Origin of the sequence: Opacimonas viscosa (genome assembly GCF_024199005.1) — a bacterium.
Taxonomy (GTDB): Bacteria; Pseudomonadota; Gammaproteobacteria; order Enterobacterales; family Alteromonadaceae; genus Opacimonas; species Opacimonas viscosa.
Genome location: NZ_JANATA010000011.1, coordinates 1 through 17,028, shown reverse-complemented (window position 1 = coordinate 17,028; position 17,028 = coordinate 1). Strand labels below are relative to the sequence as shown.

Genomic DNA, 17,028 nt, shown 5'->3' with positions numbered 1-17,028 from the left:
TATAGATAGAGGTAGAATAACGTTTTTCAAGTAGCAAGCGACAGATTAAAGAATAAATTATATGAATTTATCAAACAAACAGAAACAATACCTCAAAGGCCTAGCCCATTCTATCAAGCCAATTCTGCAATTAGGTGGCAACGGTCTGACCGAAGGCGTTCTAGCAGAAATTGAAAATGCACTAGGGCATCACGAGTTGATTAAGATTAAAGTGCCTACCGATGACCGTGAAGAAAAAACATTGATCATGGATGCCATCATTCGCGAAACGGGTGCAGTAAAATTACAGGTAATAGGACACACTCTGATCATGTTCAAACAATCCGAAGAGAAAAAAATAGAAATCCCGCGTAAATAATATTTTGCTCATTCTTAATGTTCCCCCTAAAACCAAGTACTGAACCATATTACTGAAGCTTTTGGGGTAACGTTGCTTGTGACCTAGTTCGTTGGGCTACATACATCGCAGTCAAGGCAAGATAAATATGAATAAAAGGATATTTGTGTTATGTCATATTCTACTCAACAATGGACCGATAAAACCGTCGTCATTACTGGGGCGTGCTCAGGCTTAGGATTAGCTGCGGCGAAACACTTCATCAGCCTAAATGCCAAAGTTGCACTGCTTGATATAAATGAAGCTGAAGCGAGGACTGTATTGACTGAAATCGCCAGTCCTAATGCAATTTTTTATCAAACAGATGTGACGTCGGCAGATGCAGTGGAAAATGCATTTGCACAAATTCACAACAATTTTCAAACAGTTGACGTTTGCTTAAATTGTGCAGGTATTGCTCCCGCTCTCAAGGTATTGGATAAATCTGGTTCGGCCCAACCCTTAGCGCATTTTAACCACGTCATTCAAATTAATCTTATTGGGACCTTTAACGTGTCTCGTATAGCTGCACAATATATGCTCAAGAATGATAAAAATGTGCCAAAAGAAACCAGTGAAGATAATGGCGTAATCATAAACACAGCTTCTATTGCGGCATTCGAAGGGCAAATGGGACAAACGGCATATGCAGCATCTAAAGGTGGCATCGTTGCTCTTGGCTTAGCGATGGCTAGAGATTTAGCCCAAAATAGAATTAGAGTCAACACTATCGCCCCTGGAATTATGGGCACGCCTTTGTTACTAAACATGCCCGAATCCGTCCAAGAGAGCCTTGCCGACACAGTCGTTTACCCTAAAAGGTTAGGTAGCCCCGCCGAGTTTGCCAAATTAGCTCAACATATCTGTGAAAACCAGTATTTAAATGGGGAAACCATTCGCCTCGATGGCGCTTTACGCATGGGTCCAAGATAGGACCCTGGTATACTTACTATTCCTCATCGCCACCGTTAACTATCGTGGCTATTTTTGCAAGTTGCTGCAAAGCCTTGAAGTTAATAGTATGTTTTGGATACCTTCCTTTACTATTTTGTTCCCCTGCGTCTTTTTCCATCAAGATCGTCAACGCTTCATCGACGGTCTTCACCGCATAAATATGAAAGGTGCCCGCAGACACTGCCTCGCGAACCGCCGCATTTAACATCAAATGTACGGTATTGGCAAAAGGAATGATGACGCCCTGCTCCCCGGTTAATCCTCGATGTTCACAAATGGCAAAAAAGCCTTCAATTTTTTCGTTGATCCCGCCAACAGACTGTACTTCACCGTATTGATTAATTGAGCCCGTAATGGCAATACTTTGTTTACAGGGTTCATGGGTCAGTGCGGACAACAAAGCAATCAGCTCACCAAGTGATGCACTGTCACCATCAATATACCCATAAGACTGCTCCAAGGCGATATTCGCAGATAAGGTAAGCGGGAAATCTTGTGCATATTTATGCCCTAAATACCCAGTTAAAAGCATAACACCTTTAGAGTGAATAGATTGTCCTAGTTCAACTTCCCTCTCGATATCAACGACACCATTAGAACCTGCATGTACTGTCGCTGATATCCGGGCTGGCGTCCCGAAAGTACTAGAGCCGATATCCATGACGGTCAAACCATTGATCGTGCCAACGGCTGCACCAGTAGTGCGAATCAAAATTTGCCCTTCTTTGATATCATCAAGTAAGGTTTCTGCAACTCTACCGCTACGGAACTCGCGTGCTGTTTTCGCTTCTTCTAAATAGGTATTCAACAACGGACATGGTAAGTCAGATTTGGCATAAAAAGCAGCTTCGTTCATGAGTTCCAAAATATCGGCAAATTGTGCAGATATCTTTTGTTGATGCTCCGCATTGCGCATACTTTCCATCAATAGTGTTTGCATTGCCAAAGGTTCAACATGGGTAAAGGCCAGCTTACGCGCATGCGCAGAAGCCTGAGTAACAAAATCTAATACATTGTGTTCGGTAGCGGGTAGCTCATAAGCAAAATCCACCAACACTCTAAATAAATGCGAAAATTCTTCATCATGCTCTTGTAATAAATAGAATAACTCTCGAGAACCAATTAGGATGATTTTGACATTGAGAGAAATCGGTTCAGGTGCAAGCGTAACTGAGTTAACCATACCAGCGTCTTGTTGTGGCAGGTCGATACGTAATTGTGCTTGCTTTAAGGCGCGTTTCAAGGATTCCCACACATGCGGTTGTTCGACCATTTTATCGGCATCCAACAACAAAAAACCACCGTTTGCTTCGTGTAATGCCCCTGGGCTAATCATGCGATAATCGGTCATCACACTCCCCTGCGCAGTCGAGTATTCTATACGCCCAAAAAGATTTTGGTACGTAGGATTAGATTCATACACAACCGGCGCGGCGGCGTTAGCAGTATGTTGTACCAATACATTGGGTAAATACTGACTTTCGAGATACTCTCGAGCCTGAGCAATATCAAACTTTTCTTCTTTTTCTTCAAGTTCATCCAGCCACAATACAGAATCAACAATATGCGGTTTAATCGACACAAAATAACTGTCTAGCTGTGGCTGCTGCGCGTATTTTTTACGAAGGTCCGCCAGCAGTGGTTCGATGCTTTGTTCTGCAGTTTCAGTTTTCAGTTCTCGTAACGCTTTAGCTTGTTGCCTTTTCCATAAAGGTAATTCCAGTAATTCTTCTTCAAGTAATTCTTCAAGTTCAGCAATATGAGCAATAAACGTCTCTTGTACTGCATTGGGTAATTGAACAAATGCCTCTTCTTCCATTGGTTTATTATCGACTACAGGTAAAAAAGAAACCGTGCCATCTTCTTCAAACAGTGCAATATCAAATGCTACTGCGGCACATTCCACTTTCTCTAATGCAGCCTCATATTTGCCTTTGTATTGTTTTTGCACCAGCCCCTTTTTACGTTGGTAACCAGGGTTATCGAACGCAGCAGGAAATGAGTCAAGTAATGCATTGATAAGTTGTTGCATATCTTGTAATAACTGCTCACTGGCACCACCTACCAACGCTAATGACCAAGGGTTTCTCTCATCCTTCACATTGTGTAGATACAACCAATCTAAAGGCGCTGGATATTCGGCTATGTTTTTTTGAATGTAACTTTTGACCAAGGTAGCTCGTCCAGTAGCTTGCTCGCCCATTACATATAAATTATACCCTTTGGCAGGCATTCCCAAACCAAATTCAAGTGCCGACTTAGCTCTTTCCTGACCGATAAACACACGCACCTCATCGGCCGGATTGGTCGATGTATTATCAAGTTTGTTTAAGGTATCTGATAATTCATTGAGATCAATGATACAGGCACAATCAGCGGCGCTTAATGCAGTTTTAGCAATTGTGTTTTGCACGCTTTTCGGTTGGGAATTACAGTTTGGCTTGGCAGAGCTTAAATCCATCGCTAATACTTCAATATAGTTTTTTCACAATGGTACAGTAGAAAAAATAAAAAATCATCGCTAATCATAGCCTTAAATGCTGCTCTGATGTATTCTATAGCCCATATTAATTTGCGTTAAATAGAACTACTTTTATGTCTCAATCTGTATACTCTCCAACTGAAATAGAACAGCAGGTTCAAAAATATTGGCAGGATAATCAATGTTTTGCAGCTCAACCTGATAGTGATAAAGAAAAATTTTACTGTTTGTCTATGTTCCCTTATCCAAGTGGAAAGTTGCATATGGGGCATGTTCGTAACTATACAATTGGTGATGTTATAAGCAGACATCAACGCATGTTGGGTAAAAATGTTTTACAGCCTATGGGCTGGGATGCATTCGGTCTACCTGCAGAAAATGCGGCAATAAACCACAAAACAGCGCCAGCGAAATGGACTTACGAAAACATTGAGTACATGAAAACCCAGTTAAACTCTCTAGGTTTTGGGTATGACTGGGACCGTGAGTTTGCGACTTGCCAGCCTGAGTATTATCGTTGGGAACAATGGTTTTTCACACGTCTGTTTGAAAAAGGCTTAGTCTATAAAAAATTATCAACGGTTAATTGGGACCCCATTGATCAAACCGTTTTAGCCAATGAGCAAGTGGTTGATGGTCGTGGTTGGCGCTCTGGCGCGTTGGTTGAACGCAAAGAGATCCCACAGTGGTTCATTAAAATCACTGCGTACGCCCAAGATTTACTTGACGACCTAGAAAAATTAGACCAATGGCCGGAACAAGTTAAAGCCATGCAAAAAAACTGGATTGGTCGTTCCGAAGGCGCTGACGTGACATTTGACCTCGCGCAAAGCATTGCGGGATTAGATACGCTAGAAGTGTATACCACACGTCCAGACACGCTGTACGGAGTGACTTATGTTTCGGTGGCAGCACAACATCCTATTGCACTTGCTGCAGCAGAACAAAATCCAGCTTTGCAAGCTTTTATTGATGAATGTAAAAACACTAAAGTTGCCGAAGCAGACATGGCCACTATGGAGAAAAAAGGGGTTGATACGGGCTTTACAGCCATTCATCCATTAACGGGTGAAGCAGTACCTATCTGGATCGCAAATTTTGTGCTTATGGAGTATGGTTCAGGTGCCGTAATGGCCGTTCCAGCGCACGACCAAAGGGATTGGGAATTTGCCAACGCCTACAACCTGCCAGTCATTCCTGTCATCGCCCCAGCAGAAGGCGAAGAGTATGACTTAACTGTCGCCGCTTATACCGAAAAAGGCCACTTGATTAACTCACAGGGTTTCACGGGACTGAATTTTGCAGACGCTTTTGCTGGTATCATTGATAAACTGACTGCATTGGGCAAAGGTCAGAAAACCATTAATTATCGTCTCCGCGACTGGGGTGTTTCACGGCAAAGATATTGGGGCTCCCCTATTCCTATGCTAAATCTTGACAACGGTGAATCAGTTCCGGTACCAGCTGAAGACTTACCAGTAGTACTGCCAGAAGATGTGGTGATGGATGGTGTAACATCTCCTATTAAAGCGGATCCAAATTGGGCTAAAACGACCTATGCAGGGCAACCTGCGACACGAGAAACCGATACCTTTGATACGTTTATGGAATCTTCTTGGTATTATGCCCGTTACACTTCCACTCATGCAGATGCCATGTTGGATCCTGCCGAGGCCAATTACTGGCTGCCAGTAGACCAATATGTCGGTGGTATTGAACATGCTATTTTACACCTTTTATATTCACGTTTTTTCCACAAACTCTTGCGTGACGAGGGATTAGTAGATTCTGATGAACCATATAAACGTCTACTTTGCCAAGGTATGGTACTGGCTGATTCTTTTTACCGCGAAGATAATGCTGGCAAAAAGACCTGGTTCTCTCCAGCTGAAGTCACGACTCAAAAAGATGAAAAAGGCAGGATTGTCTCTGCTGTTTTAAATTCTGATGGTGAAACAGTGATTCACGGTGGCATGACTAAAATGTCAAAATCCAAAAACAATGGTATTGACCCACAATCAGTCATTGAGCAGTATGGTGCTGATACCGTTCGTTTATTCACGATGTTCGCTGCGCCACCAGAGCAAACTCTAGAATGGGTTGATTCAGGTGTCGAAGGTGCTAATCGCTTCTTGAAGCGCGTGCACAAATTAGTGCATGAGCACATAGCGTTAGGAGCGACGGTCCCGCTTGAACCGAACTCTCTTAATAAAAAGCAAACGGATTTACGTAGAGTGATCCATAAAGCAATTGCCAAAATCAGTGATGATATTGAGCGCAGACAAACATTTAATACCGCGATAGCGGCTATTATGGAACTGTGTAATGCGTTGCAAAAAGCGTCTACGGCTGAAGCCCAAGACAGAGCGGTATTAGATGAAGGTATTCGCGCCATTATTCTAATGTTAAACCCAATTACACCACATATTTGCCATGTTCTATGGGAAGCTCTGGGTGAAACGGATATTCATACAGCAGCATGGCCGGTTGCCGAGCCAGCCGCACTTGTTGAAGCAGAGAAACTCATTATTGTCCAAGTAAATGGCAAATTACGCGGCAAAATAACAGTGGCTGCGGATGCTGCACAAGATACTGTTGAGGCATTAGGTATGGCTGATGAAAACGTTCAGAATTTTATAGCTGACAAGACGATTCGCAAAGTCATTTATGTGCCGGGTAAACTTTTAAATATTGTTGCTAATTAATGTCATTGCGTTTAACTAGCACAGCCCAACAAAGATTAAGAGTACTAGTTTACACATGTCTGCTAAGTACTCTTATGAGTTGCGGTTTTGCCCTGCGTCAGAGCACACCGTTACCACTTGCGCTGCAAGGGATCCAAGTGTCCAGTTTGGAAAGTGTGAGTGAGCTACAAAATGTCACAGCAAAGTATTTTGCCCAACGAAATGTGCGTTTTGACAATCGTGCTACGCCAGTGACTAAGCTCTCCTTTGCCTCAGAACCGGATGATATCTCTAGCCCTAGAGCACTTTTGGTATTGGCGCCAGAAAAAATCGAAAGACGTTTGCTTTCGGTATTTTCGACTGGCCAAGTCGCTGAGTACGAATTAAATTTTGTGGTACGGTATACACTGCGGATTAACGATATACCTCCTCAGAGCTATACCTTGAACCTCACACGAGAATATCAAGACGATCCCAAGCAAGTATTAGCAAAATCACGTGAGTTAAATTTAATCTTAAACGAACTCAGAGAAGAAGCCGCTGCGACTATCTGGCAAAGGCTACCCCGACACTACAATGACTTAAAAACCTTGGTGCACGAATAAAACAACAGCAAAATAATTAAGCAATCGCGGACGGAATGTGACCATGCAAATTAAACCACAGCAGTTAAAACAACAGCTTCAAAAAGGTTTTCCGCCTTGTATTTTACTATTTGGTGATGAGCCATTTCAAAATGTACAAGCGATTGATACGATTAGAAAAATAGCACTACAAGCCGGTTTTGCAGAAAGACAAACCTTTACTGCTGATAGTGAGTTTGCTTGGGAAACGTTAATTGAAGCAACGCAAACTATGTCGTTGTTTAGCGATAAACAGCTCATTGAGTTACATTTACCTACTGGAAAACCTGGAAAAGTGGGCGGTCAAACTTTGCTGACTGTGATTGAGAACGCATCGGCAGATATTTTACTCGTACTAACTGGCCCCAAAGCTGGGCGTGATATTCAAAATACCAAATGGTTTAAAACACTCAGCCAAGCTGGCATTTTCATTCCCTTTTATGCCTATTCTGGTCAACAATTAGTCCAATGGGTGAGTCAAATTATGCAAGAACAGGGCTTACATTTCACCCCTGACGTCCCCCCCTTTATTGCCAATGCTTGTGAAGGGAATATGCTTGCTGGTTATCAAGAAGTTCAAAAACTCCAGTTACTATACCCACAAACGCAAATCACCTTGGATATATGTAAAGATGCGGTAGTCGAACAGTCTAGATTTACCATGTTTCAACTGACTGACCTTGTTATCCAAGGGCAAGGACAAGCGGCAGTCAAAATGCTCTATCGCTTGGAAAGCGAAGGGGTAGAACCCAATGCAATTATTTGGCAGTTGATCAAAGAATGGCAAACCTTATACCAGGTAAAATTAGCACCTCATAATGTAAATTGGCGTGCTTTAGGAGTATGGGGTAACCAACAAGGACAATATGAAAGTGCTGCAAGACGGATCAGTGAAGCTCAGTTACTCGAAGCTCAAAAACACTTGGCGCATGCTGATTTTATTTTCAAGAATCAAACCATTGCCAAACCTTATGTGTTATTGGCACATCTTTGTCTGTTGTTAACTGGTCAGTCAGTGCCAGAGTTGGAGCCATTCTAAAATGGCCACATTTATCTTTGGTGGTAGTTTTAATCCGGTTCACCTAGGTCATATCGAACCATTACTTGCGTTACAACAAAGATACCAAATCCCGAACATAGAGCTATTACCCAATGCGGTTTCTCCATTCAAAATCGACCAAAAGTCTATCGCCGATGAACACCGTCTAGCCATGCTAGAGATTGCAATACATAACACACAGGGATTGAGTATTAACACTCATGAAATCAAAGCGACTGGAATTTCTTATACCTATGAAACTATTCTTGCACTTAAGGAGCATACTGAAGAGTTATTTTTTATTATGGGGATGGATAGTTTATTGAGTTTCAATAAATGGAAAGAATCAGGTCAAATTTTAAACAACTGTAGTCTGGTTGTGCTACCAAGGCCAGACCAACATCATACAACTTTCCCTTTACTTCCAGAAGATTTGAAGCACCGTTTAGCCTATGATTTTGATATCAATAATGCGTATGCAGTGGGTAAAATCTATATTGTAGAAACCCCGTTGCTGCCGATTTCATCATCGCAAATCAGAGCTGACATAAAAAAAGGCAATACGCAGATTAAGTATATTGACCCAAGCGTGTTAAACTATATCCATAAACATCATTTATATGCATAACTCTCTGAGGTAACTTTGGACCAAAGTAACATTAAACAATTCGTCATTGATAAATTAGATGACATGAAGGGCCGTGATTTAGTTGATATCGACGTCACAGGTCGTTCGACCATTACTGATACAATGCTCATCTGTTCGGGTAATTCAAAACGCCATGTTCGTTCCATCGCGGAAAATCTAGTGGTAGAAATGAAGCAAGCAGGCATGCCTCCACTGAGTATTGAAGGCGCTGATACCGGAGAATGGGTATTAGTTGATCTTGGAGATATCGTCGTGCATGTCATGCAAGATGAAACCCGAGACTTTTATCAACTAGAAAAACTCTGGGCTTAATTTTTTTAAGGACTTTTCGTGCGCATTAATATCATTGCTGTCGGAACGAAAATGCCACAATGGGTAGAACACGGTTGCCAAGAATTTTTGCGCCGTTTTCCACCTGATTTACCGGTCAAGTTTATTGAAATACCTGCAGGCAAACGAGGTAAAAACGCGGACGTAAAACGGATCTTAGAAAAAGAAGGCGAAGCCACCCTGCAAGCTATTGGCAAAAATGATAAGGTCGTGACATTAGAAGTACTCGGGCAAGCGTGGGACACACCTAAGCTAGCAAAAAACCTTGACCAATGGAAAATGGATGGGCGTGATATTAGCCTTTTAATTGGTGGGCCAGAAGGTTTAGCGCCAAGTTGTTTGGCTCGTTCAGAACAAAAGTGGTCTTTATCTGCCTTGACACTGCCCCACCCTTTGGTCCGCATAATTGTCGCTGAGAGCTTATATCGCGCTTGGTCTGTTACCCAAAACCATCCTTATCACAGAGAATGATATGGCAAAAAAACGGATTGCAATGCGTGATCACAGCGCAGAAGGAAATTTGTTTGCCAGGCGCTGTGTTATCGCTGTCATTTTCACTATGGTACTTATTTCTTTTGTCTTGAGTAACCTATATTCCTTACAAGTCACTCAGTTTAACGAATACCAAATAAGAGCTGATGGTAATCGCATTAAAGTTAATCCAGTTGCTCCTAACCGTGGTTTAATTTACGACAGAAACATGCGCATTATTGCGGAAAACCGTCCTATTTTTAATCTTGAACTGAATGTGGCGGAGATTGAAGATCGCGAACAGACCATCCAACAACTTGCTGAACTGTTACAGTTAACCGAGAATGAACTCACTCGGTTTACAGATAACTTAGCGAAACGTCGTCGTTTTCAACCTGTTGAAGTTCTGTTTGATATCAGTAAAGAACGCGTGGCAAAATTTTCGGCTCGACAACATGAGTTTCCTGGCGTATCGGTACAGGCTCGCCTATCGCGTTATTATCCATACGGGAAGGCGTTGACGCATGTCCTGGGTTATGTGGCAAAAATTAACTCTCAGGATTTAAATTTAGTGGCGTCTTGGGGAGCCCAATCAAACTATGCCGCCACTCGGCATATCGGCAAACAAGGTATTGAGCGTTTTTACGAAGAAAGATTGCACGGTAAAGTTGGCTATGAACACATCGAAGTTGATAGCAAAGGACGAGCTTTGCGTACTTTGGAGGAAGAATTACCCATCCCAGGAGAAGATATCATTCTGAGTATTGATATCGATCTCCAACTTTACATACAAGATATTCTAAAAGATAAAAAAGGTTCGGTTGTGGTAACGGATCCGAACAACGGTCAAGTACTCGCTATGTACTCCAACCCTAGCTATGACCCGAATCTCTTTGTTAATGGTATTTCTCAAAGAGAATATAGCAAACTGATTGAAAACAGAGACCGCCCCTTACTTAATCGTGCAGTGCAGGGACAATATCCACCTGCGTCTTTAGTGAAACCTCACCTTGCTTTGTTGGGGCTGGAATACGGCAAAATTGATGAAAATACGACGATTAAAGATGAAGGGTTTTATCAATTAGATAATGTCGATCATGTTTGGCGAGATTGGTTACGTCGCGGGCACGGCAATGTAGATGTGAAACGTTCAGTAGAGGTATCTTGCGATACGTTTTTTTATGATTTGGCTTATCGCCTTGGGATAGATTCTATTCATGACTATATGCATAAATTTGGTTTTGGTGAATATACTGGTATTGATTTGCTTGAGGAGTCTGATGGGAACATGCCTAGCCGAGGCTGGAAAAAAGCACGTTATAATCAGCCTTGGTATATTGGCGATACCATTTCCGTGGGTATTGGGCAAGGTTATTGGACGGCCACCCCCGTCCAGTTACTCGACTCTCTCAATACTATCATCAACGAAGGTCAGCGGATCCAACCCCGTATTTATTTGGGTGTGAATGTTGCCAGCCAAGCCGTCATCGAACCGCCATCCATGATGCGACCGATAGAGGTCTTGGACAATGATAATTGGCGTATTATTAAAGAATCATTGTACAATACCGTAAACAAGCCACATGGTACCGCCTACAAAGCTTATCAAAACACGGCTTATGAATCCGCAGGAAAAACAGGGACAGCTCAGTTGTTTACGGTTGCTCAAGACGAAGAATACGACGACTTGATCATTGCCGATTATCTCAAGGATAATGCGATGTATTTTGGCTATGCACCTAGCGACAACCCACAAATATCAGTGATGGTTGCATTAGAAAACGCTGGTGGTGGCGGCAGTAACGCAGCCCCAATTGCACGTCAAGTGATGGACTATGTCTTGTCACCCTCAAATGTAACACTCAGTGCAGGTGGTCAATAATGCTCAGAGCGCCAGCGCCAAAAGACAATGCCAAAACATTACTCACCACATTACATATTGATGGCTGGTTGTTACTAGGACTTTTGTTGTTAATGAGTGTAGGACTCTTTACTATTTATTCTGCAGGGGGCGAGGATCCAGAATTGATCAAGCGTCAACTCGTGCGTTTAGGTCTAGGTTTAGCCACAATGCTTGTTCTCGCTCAAGTACCATTGCGTTTATATCAAAATATTGCTCCTTTTGTGTATACCTTAGGGATATTGTTACTGCTCGCTGTATTGCTATTTGGCGTGATGGGCAAGGGGGCACAACGTTGGTTAGATTTAGGTGTGGTGAGATTTCAGCCATCAGAAATACTGAAACTATTTGTCCCTATGACCATCGCCTGGTATATCAGCCGTTATAACCTTCCAGCAAAAACCCCACACATCATGGTCGGGTTTATTTTAGTGTTACTCCCTACTCTGCTAATAGCAAAACAACCAGACTTAGGCACATCATTGCTAATTGCTAGCTCTGGATTATTTGTCTTATTCCTAGCGGGTATGAGTTGGCGTTTAATCTTTATTGGATTGATTTCAGCAGGTAGTTTTATGCCTATCATGTGGTTTTATTTAATGAAGGCTTACCAGAAGCAACGCGTCATTACTTTTTTAAACCCAGAAAGTGACCCACTTGGCGCAGGTTATCATATTATTCAATCGAAAATTGCTATCGGCTCAGGCGGTTTAACCGGCAAAGGATGGTTACAAGGTAGCCAATCACAACTCGAATTTTTACCTGAACGCCACACCGATTTTATATTTTCAGTCTTCAGTGAAGAATTTGGTTTACTAGGCGTATTAGGATTATTGAGTTTGTATGGATTTATTATCATCCGTGGTTTGCTGATTTCTATGCGCTCACAGTTTATTTTTAACAAATTATTAGGCGGGAGTATTACGCTGACCTTTTTTGTTTACGTTTTTGTCAATATGGGCATGGTATCTGGTATTTTACCAGTGGTGGGTGTCCCTCTCCCACTCATCAGTTATGGAGGGACATCCATGGTGACCTTGATGGCTGGTTTTGGTATTTTAATGGCGATAGCGACCCAAAAGAAAATGGTATCACGATGACATTACGGAGTTTTCTGACTTTTTTATTGTGTTGTTTTTTGTTGACTGCTTGTACTAGTACGCCTAGTCGCTACAGCATGAAGGTCGACTCAGCTCCCATCACACTAATTCCTGACCATGAACCGACCCCTGTCATTCCGAAATATGAACCGTATCGGTTAGCCAATATGCGCCCTTACACTATCAATGGTATAGATTATCAGCCTATTGTCACTGGCAAAGGTTATAGCGAGACGGGCAATGCCTCATGGTATGGGCAAAAATTTCATGGGCATTTGACCTCCAATGGTGAGATTTTCGATATGTATGAATTCACCGCAGCACATAAAACGCTCCCGCTACCCTCTTATGCAAAAGTCACCAATACGCAAAATGGTAAGTCATTAATCGTCAAAATAAACGATCGAGGGCCGTTTCACCCAAATAGAATTATTGATTTATCCTTTGCTGCAGCCAAAGAACTCGACTATCTAAAAACCGGAACTGCGCCTGTAAGGGTGGAAGTGATCCATGTCAGTGAAGATAATTGGGTGAGTGTTGGCAGCCATAAACCCGTCCCTTTAAGCGAGTTTTTACCGGCATCACCCTTGATGGTGAATCAACATTTGCTGGCTGTAAATGAATCAGATAAACAGTTACTTGATGAAAAGCAAAAAAATCCCCCTCATCAACCAGCTTCTGTTACAAACACTCAACAAAAACAAACTTATATTCAGGTCATTGCATTAAGCAATAAGGCGTCGGCTGAGCAAAAAGCGGATGGCCTGGGTGCCCTGTATCAACAGCAAACAACAATTGCATCAACTGAAGAGCTACACAAGATCTTGTTGGGGCCTTTTCACTTGGATTCGATGGCGGCACTCGCCCTCGCTGATTTACGCGAAAATGGCTATCCAAATGCTTTTTTATTGCACCGATAAGTGGGTCAAGCAATCGCTTTATGCAACTTTTTTTTAAAGTACGGGTCTTAATCTCGAGCTATTATTGCTACAATCAATTAGTCAGTCTTCATCACTAATAAAAATTAAAGGATGTCAGGAATTTTTATGTTTAAACAGATTATCGCAACGGGTTTGATTATTGCACTATCTTTGGCCTTCAAGGCACACGCAGTGGTTGTCATTCCACCTGCTCCAACCGTCGCAGCTGAAGGTTTTATTTTGCTAGATGCAAATACTGGGCATGTGATTGCCGAAAAGAATGCTGACATGCAATTAGCCCCAGCAAGTCTGACTAAAATCATGACGATGTATGTCATTGGACAAGAATTACAAGCGGGCAATATCAGCGTGAATGACGAAGTACTCATCTCTGAAAATGCTTGGGCAAAAAACTTCCCTGATTCGTCAAAAATGTTTATCGAAGTTGGTACTCGAGTTTCAGTATCAGACTTAATGCATGGTATTGTGATTCAATCAGGTAATGATGCTTGTGTGGCTATGGCTGAGCATATAGCTGGGAGCCATGATGCCTTTGCTAGTATGATGAATGCCTATGCAGCAAAACTAGGGATGAATAGCACAAACTTTGTGAACGCGCATGGTTTACACGATGCTGACCATTATACCACTCCTCGAGATATGGCTTTATTATCGCGAGCTTTAATCACTGATAACCCAGAAGAATATCAGTTATATAGCAAAAAAGAGTTTACTTATAACAATATAAAACAGTTTAATCGCAACAGTTTATTGTGGGACAAAGCACTCAATGTCGATGGCATTAAAACCGGGCATACCTCCGATGCGGGATATAGTTTAATTACATCGGCTACCCAAGGTGACATGCGTTTGGTTTCTGTAGTGATGGGTACTGCTTCTGAGCGAGCTCGTAAAACAGAAAACAAAAAATTATTGCGCTATGGTTTTCGCTTTTTTGAAAGTGTCACTCCATACTCTGCTGGTGACAGTTTTGCTGCCCAACGTATCTACATGGGAGACCGTGACACTGTAGATTTAGGGATCACTCAGGATGTCGCAATTACGATACCACGTGGTCAAGTAAAAAACCTAAAAGCAAACTTTGTTTTAGATAAACAGCTTGAAGCTCCTTTAAGCAAAGGAGAAGTTGTGGGTACGTTATTTATCCAACTTGAAGACGAAACCATCGCTGATTATCCCCTTGTAGCCTTACAAGATGTTGCTGAAGGTGGTATCTTTGATAAAGCAATGGACTATATAAAACTTCAATTCAGTGGTGAAGACACAACTTCCAAATAGAAGTTTAATCTATTTGTCAGTACATAGATGCAATACGAACGGCCTAAGTGTATACTTAGGCCGTTTTTTTTGACCTGCTTAAGAGAGAAGTTGTGGATACTAAATTTGATGAATTGTTAGAGTTTCCTTGTTTACAGACTTTTAAAGTCCTAGGCTTAGCTGATCCCAAATTACCAACTGATGTTGTCAGTCGTTTACAAACATTAGCCCCTGGTGACTATTCACCCAAAGTAAAACCCAGCACAAAAGGTAACTATCATTCACTCTCAATCAGTGTAAAAGTCACTTCAAAAGAACATATGGAAACGATTTATACTGAAATTTCAGCGCTCGAACTGGTTCGTGTAGTCATCTAATGAAAACCTTAGTACGGCAGTTAGGTCGTCAACCTTACCTCCCGATATGGGAAAAGATGAAAACGTTTACTGATGAACGTGGACCAGAAACACCGGATGAAATATGGTTGGTTGAACACGACCCTGTATATACTCAAGGGCAAGCGGGTAAAGCGGAGCATATTCTAAACCCATCTGACATCCCTGTGGTCCAAGTCGACCGTGGAGGCCAAGTCACCTACCATGGTCCAGGTCAGCAAATGATGTACGTTTTGCTGAATATTAAACGCCACAAATTAGGCGTGAGAGATTTAGTCACTGCGTTAGAAACCTGTATTGTTAATCACTTAGCCAAAAGCCATATTAAAGCCTACCCAAAAGCTGATGCGCCTGGCGTGTATGTCGATGAACAAAAAATCTGTTCTGTCGGTTTGCGGATCCGCAAAGGCTGCTCCTTTCATGGCTTGGCCCTAAATGTCAAAATGGATTTACAGCCATTTTTAAATATTAACCCTTGTGGCTACGCCGGACTACAAATGACCGATAGTGCCCGCTTGGGTGGCTGTGCTACAATAGCTGAAACTGGCCCATCGATTGTGTCTATTTTCTGTCAACTGACAGGCATTAATGAACTAGAATATAAAGAAGGTTTTGATGAGTAATTCTCGCTCTGCAGCAGGTGTTAAACTGCGTGATGATGAAAAAGTAAAACATATCCCCGTAACGATTATACCAACCGAAAAAGAGGACATGTTACGCAAACCTGAATGGATAAAAATTAGGTTACCTAGCACAACTGAGCGAATTGATAATATTAAAAAGGTACTCAGAGAAAATAACCTTCATTCGGTTTGTGAAGAAGCCAGTTGCCCGAATCTCGCTGAATGTTTTAATCACGGCACGGCTACATTTATGATCCTTGGCGACATTTGTACACGTCGTTGTCCATTCTGTGATGTTGGGCATGGTAAGCCACTTCCTCCTAGCGCGGAAGAGCCATTAAAACTGGCAAAAACGATTGCCCAAATGGATTTGAAATACGTTGTTATTACTTCTGTCGACCGTGATGATTTGCGCGATGGTGGCGCCCAACACTTTGTTGATTGTATCAATGCTATTCGTGAACATTCGCCGAATACTAAAATAGAGATATTAGTACCTGATTTCAGAGGTAGAATGGATCGTGCTTTAGATATTCTTCAGCATGGTTTACCTGATGTGTTTAATCATAACTTAGAGACTATTCCTAGACTCTATAGAGAATGTCGTCCAGGTGCCAATTACCAATGGTCATTAGACTTATTGAAAAAATTCAAAGCACAACATCCACATATTCCTACTAAATCCGGATTAATGATGGGAATGGGTGAAGAAAACGCTGAAATCCAAACTGTCTTAGACGATTTGCGAGCTCATGACGTGGATATGTTAACCCTTGGACAGTATCTACAGCCTTCGCGTCATCACTACCCTGTTAAACGTTATGTTACACCAGCAGAGTTTGATGAGTTAGGTGAATATGCTAAAGAAATTGGCTTCTCACATGCCGCATGTGGCCCTATGGTTCGTTCCAGTTACCATGCTGATAAACAAGCTGCAGGTGAAGACATTGTGGGACAGTTTACTCCTACCAAAAAAGACTAAACACGCTAGTCTTTAAACAGGACCTTGCAAAAGGTCTTTTGACATGATTTAGCTACCAAATTTATCAACGTTATTTAAGACAAGCCAGATTCTACAAAAAGGGGCATTGTATAAGCCCCTTTTTTATCAAAAATTTGCGAGAAAACCCCGTGATCAGAGTGACAGCGATGTCGCGGGGATGAATCGCTATCCTTGTTCTTGGATATATCGTCGTATAGTTTC

Annotated in this window: 16 protein-coding genes; 15 read left to right on the top strand and 1 reads right to left on the bottom strand. The window is 42.0% G+C overall.

Translation table 11 applies throughout. The features are described 5' to 3' along the window. The first annotated feature begins 61 nt into the window (after nt 1-61). On the top strand, nt 62-358 hold the full coding sequence (gene yhbY / locus NLF92_RS07415; protein WP_254100373.1) for a ribosome assembly RNA-binding protein YhbY: 297 nt from the start codon (nt 62-64) through the stop codon (nt 356-358). Between the two features lie 150 nt (nt 359-508). After that, nucleotides 509-1,309 (top strand): SDR family NAD(P)-dependent oxidoreductase, encoded by an 801-nt coding sequence (locus tag NLF92_RS07410; protein WP_254100371.1) that lies wholly within the window; start codon nt 509-511, stop codon nt 1,307-1,309. A 16-nt stretch (nt 1,310-1,325) separates the two neighbouring features. On the opposite strand, the gene NLF92_RS07405 is transcribed toward NLF92_RS07410, so the two are convergent. Next, nucleotides 1,326-3,791, bottom strand: coding sequence for a Lon protease family protein (locus tag NLF92_RS07405; protein WP_254100369.1), 2,466 nt, complete (start codon nt 3,789-3,791; stop codon nt 1,326-1,328). Nucleotides 3,792-3,925: 134 nt separating this feature from the next. On the opposite strand from NLF92_RS07405, the gene leuS reads away from it, so the two are divergent. From leuS to lipA, 13 genes are all read left to right on the top strand, one after another. After that, nucleotides 3,926-6,517: a leucine--tRNA ligase gene (gene leuS / locus NLF92_RS07400; protein WP_254100367.1), complete on the top strand. Its 2,592-nt coding sequence runs from the start codon at nt 3,926-3,928 to the stop codon at nt 6,515-6,517. A 74-nt stretch (nt 6,518-6,591) separates the two neighbouring features. Continuing rightward, on the top strand, nt 6,592-7,101 hold the full coding sequence (locus NLF92_RS07395; protein WP_254100365.1) for an LPS-assembly lipoprotein LptE: 510 nt from the start codon (nt 6,592-6,594) through the stop codon (nt 7,099-7,101). 43 nt (nt 7,102-7,144) lie between these two features. Then, the gene (gene holA, locus NLF92_RS07390; protein ID WP_254100363.1) at nt 7,145-8,158 is read left to right on the top strand and encodes a DNA polymerase III subunit delta; all 1,014 of its coding nucleotides are present in this window, start codon (nt 7,145-7,147) and stop codon (nt 8,156-8,158) included. Between the two features lies 1 nt (nt 8,159). After that, entirely contained in the window at nt 8,160-8,786 is a 627-nt protein-coding gene (gene nadD / locus NLF92_RS07385) for a nicotinate (nicotinamide) nucleotide adenylyltransferase (protein ID WP_254100361.1), read from the top strand. 15 nt (nt 8,787-8,801) lie between these two features. Then, nucleotides 8,802-9,119, top strand: coding sequence for a ribosome silencing factor (rsfS, locus tag NLF92_RS07380; protein ID WP_254100359.1), 318 nt, complete (start codon nt 8,802-8,804; stop codon nt 9,117-9,119). An 18-nt stretch (nt 9,120-9,137) separates the two neighbouring features. Continuing rightward, nucleotides 9,138-9,608, top strand: a complete 471-nt coding sequence (gene rlmH / locus NLF92_RS07375; RefSeq protein WP_254100357.1) for a 23S rRNA (pseudouridine(1915)-N(3))-methyltransferase RlmH — start codon at nt 9,138-9,140, stop codon at nt 9,606-9,608. A gap of 1 nt (nt 9,609) precedes the next feature. Further along, nucleotides 9,610-11,490, top strand: a complete 1,881-nt coding sequence (gene mrdA / locus NLF92_RS07370; RefSeq protein WP_254100355.1) for a penicillin-binding protein 2 — start codon at nt 9,610-9,612, stop codon at nt 11,488-11,490. After that, the gene (gene rodA / locus NLF92_RS07365) at nt 11,490-12,608 is read left to right on the top strand and encodes a rod shape-determining protein RodA (protein WP_254100353.1); all 1,119 of its coding nucleotides are present in this window, start codon (nt 11,490-11,492) and stop codon (nt 12,606-12,608) included. The genes mrdA and rodA overlap by 1 nt, the downstream gene beginning before the upstream one ends. Then, nucleotides 12,605-13,528: a septal ring lytic transglycosylase RlpA family protein gene (locus NLF92_RS07360; protein ID WP_254100351.1), complete on the top strand. Its 924-nt coding sequence runs from the start codon at nt 12,605-12,607 to the stop codon at nt 13,526-13,528. Before rodA ends, NLF92_RS07360 begins: the two co-directional genes overlap by 4 nt. A 126-nt stretch (nt 13,529-13,654) precedes the next feature. Continuing rightward, nucleotides 13,655-14,827, top strand: a complete 1,173-nt coding sequence (locus NLF92_RS07355; protein WP_254100349.1) for a serine hydrolase — start codon at nt 13,655-13,657, stop codon at nt 14,825-14,827. A gap of 92 nt (nt 14,828-14,919) precedes the next feature. After that, on the top strand, nt 14,920-15,183 hold the full coding sequence (gene ybeD, locus NLF92_RS07350) for a DUF493 family protein YbeD (protein ID WP_254100347.1): 264 nt from the start codon (nt 14,920-14,922) through the stop codon (nt 15,181-15,183). Then, nucleotides 15,183-15,824, top strand: a complete 642-nt coding sequence (gene lipB / locus NLF92_RS07345) for a lipoyl(octanoyl) transferase LipB (RefSeq protein ID WP_254100345.1) — start codon at nt 15,183-15,185, stop codon at nt 15,822-15,824. Before ybeD ends, lipB begins: the two co-directional genes overlap by 1 nt. Then, complete coding sequence (gene lipA / locus NLF92_RS07340) at nt 15,817-16,806, top strand: lipoyl synthase (protein WP_254100343.1); 990 nt, start codon at nt 15,817-15,819, stop codon at nt 16,804-16,806. Before lipB ends, lipA begins: the two co-directional genes overlap by 8 nt. Nucleotides 16,807-17,028: the final 222 nt, after the last annotated feature.

Bases quoted from the DNA above. Each gene is read 5' to 3' on its own strand.
- yhbY (WP_254100373.1), top strand. From the start codon at position 62: ATGAATTTATCAAACAAACAGAAACAATACCTCAAAGGCCTAGCCCAT.
- NLF92_RS07410 (WP_254100371.1), top strand. From the start codon at position 509: ATGTCATATTCTACTCAACAATGGACCGATAAAACCGTCGTCATTACT.
- NLF92_RS07405 (WP_254100369.1), bottom strand. From the start codon at position 3,791: ATGGATTTAAGCTCTGCCAAGCCAAACTGTAATTCCCAACCGAAAAGC.
- leuS (WP_254100367.1), top strand. From the start codon at position 3,926: ATGTCTCAATCTGTATACTCTCCAACTGAAATAGAACAGCAGGTTCAA.
- NLF92_RS07395 (WP_254100365.1), top strand. From the start codon at position 6,592: ATGAGTTGCGGTTTTGCCCTGCGTCAGAGCACACCGTTACCACTTGCG.
- holA (WP_254100363.1), top strand. From the start codon at position 7,145: ATGCAAATTAAACCACAGCAGTTAAAACAACAGCTTCAAAAAGGTTTT.
- nadD (WP_254100361.1), top strand. From the start codon at position 8,160: ATGGCCACATTTATCTTTGGTGGTAGTTTTAATCCGGTTCACCTAGGT.
- mrdA (WP_254100355.1), top strand. From the start codon at position 9,610: ATGGCAAAAAAACGGATTGCAATGCGTGATCACAGCGCAGAAGGAAAT.
- rodA (WP_254100353.1), top strand. From the start codon at position 11,490: ATGCTCAGAGCGCCAGCGCCAAAAGACAATGCCAAAACATTACTCACC.
- NLF92_RS07360 (WP_254100351.1), top strand. From the start codon at position 12,605: ATGACATTACGGAGTTTTCTGACTTTTTTATTGTGTTGTTTTTTGTTG.
- NLF92_RS07355 (WP_254100349.1), top strand. From the start codon at position 13,655: ATGTTTAAACAGATTATCGCAACGGGTTTGATTATTGCACTATCTTTG.
- lipB (WP_254100345.1), top strand. From the start codon at position 15,183: ATGAAAACCTTAGTACGGCAGTTAGGTCGTCAACCTTACCTCCCGATA.
- lipA (WP_254100343.1), top strand. From the start codon at position 15,817: ATGAGTAATTCTCGCTCTGCAGCAGGTGTTAAACTGCGTGATGATGAA.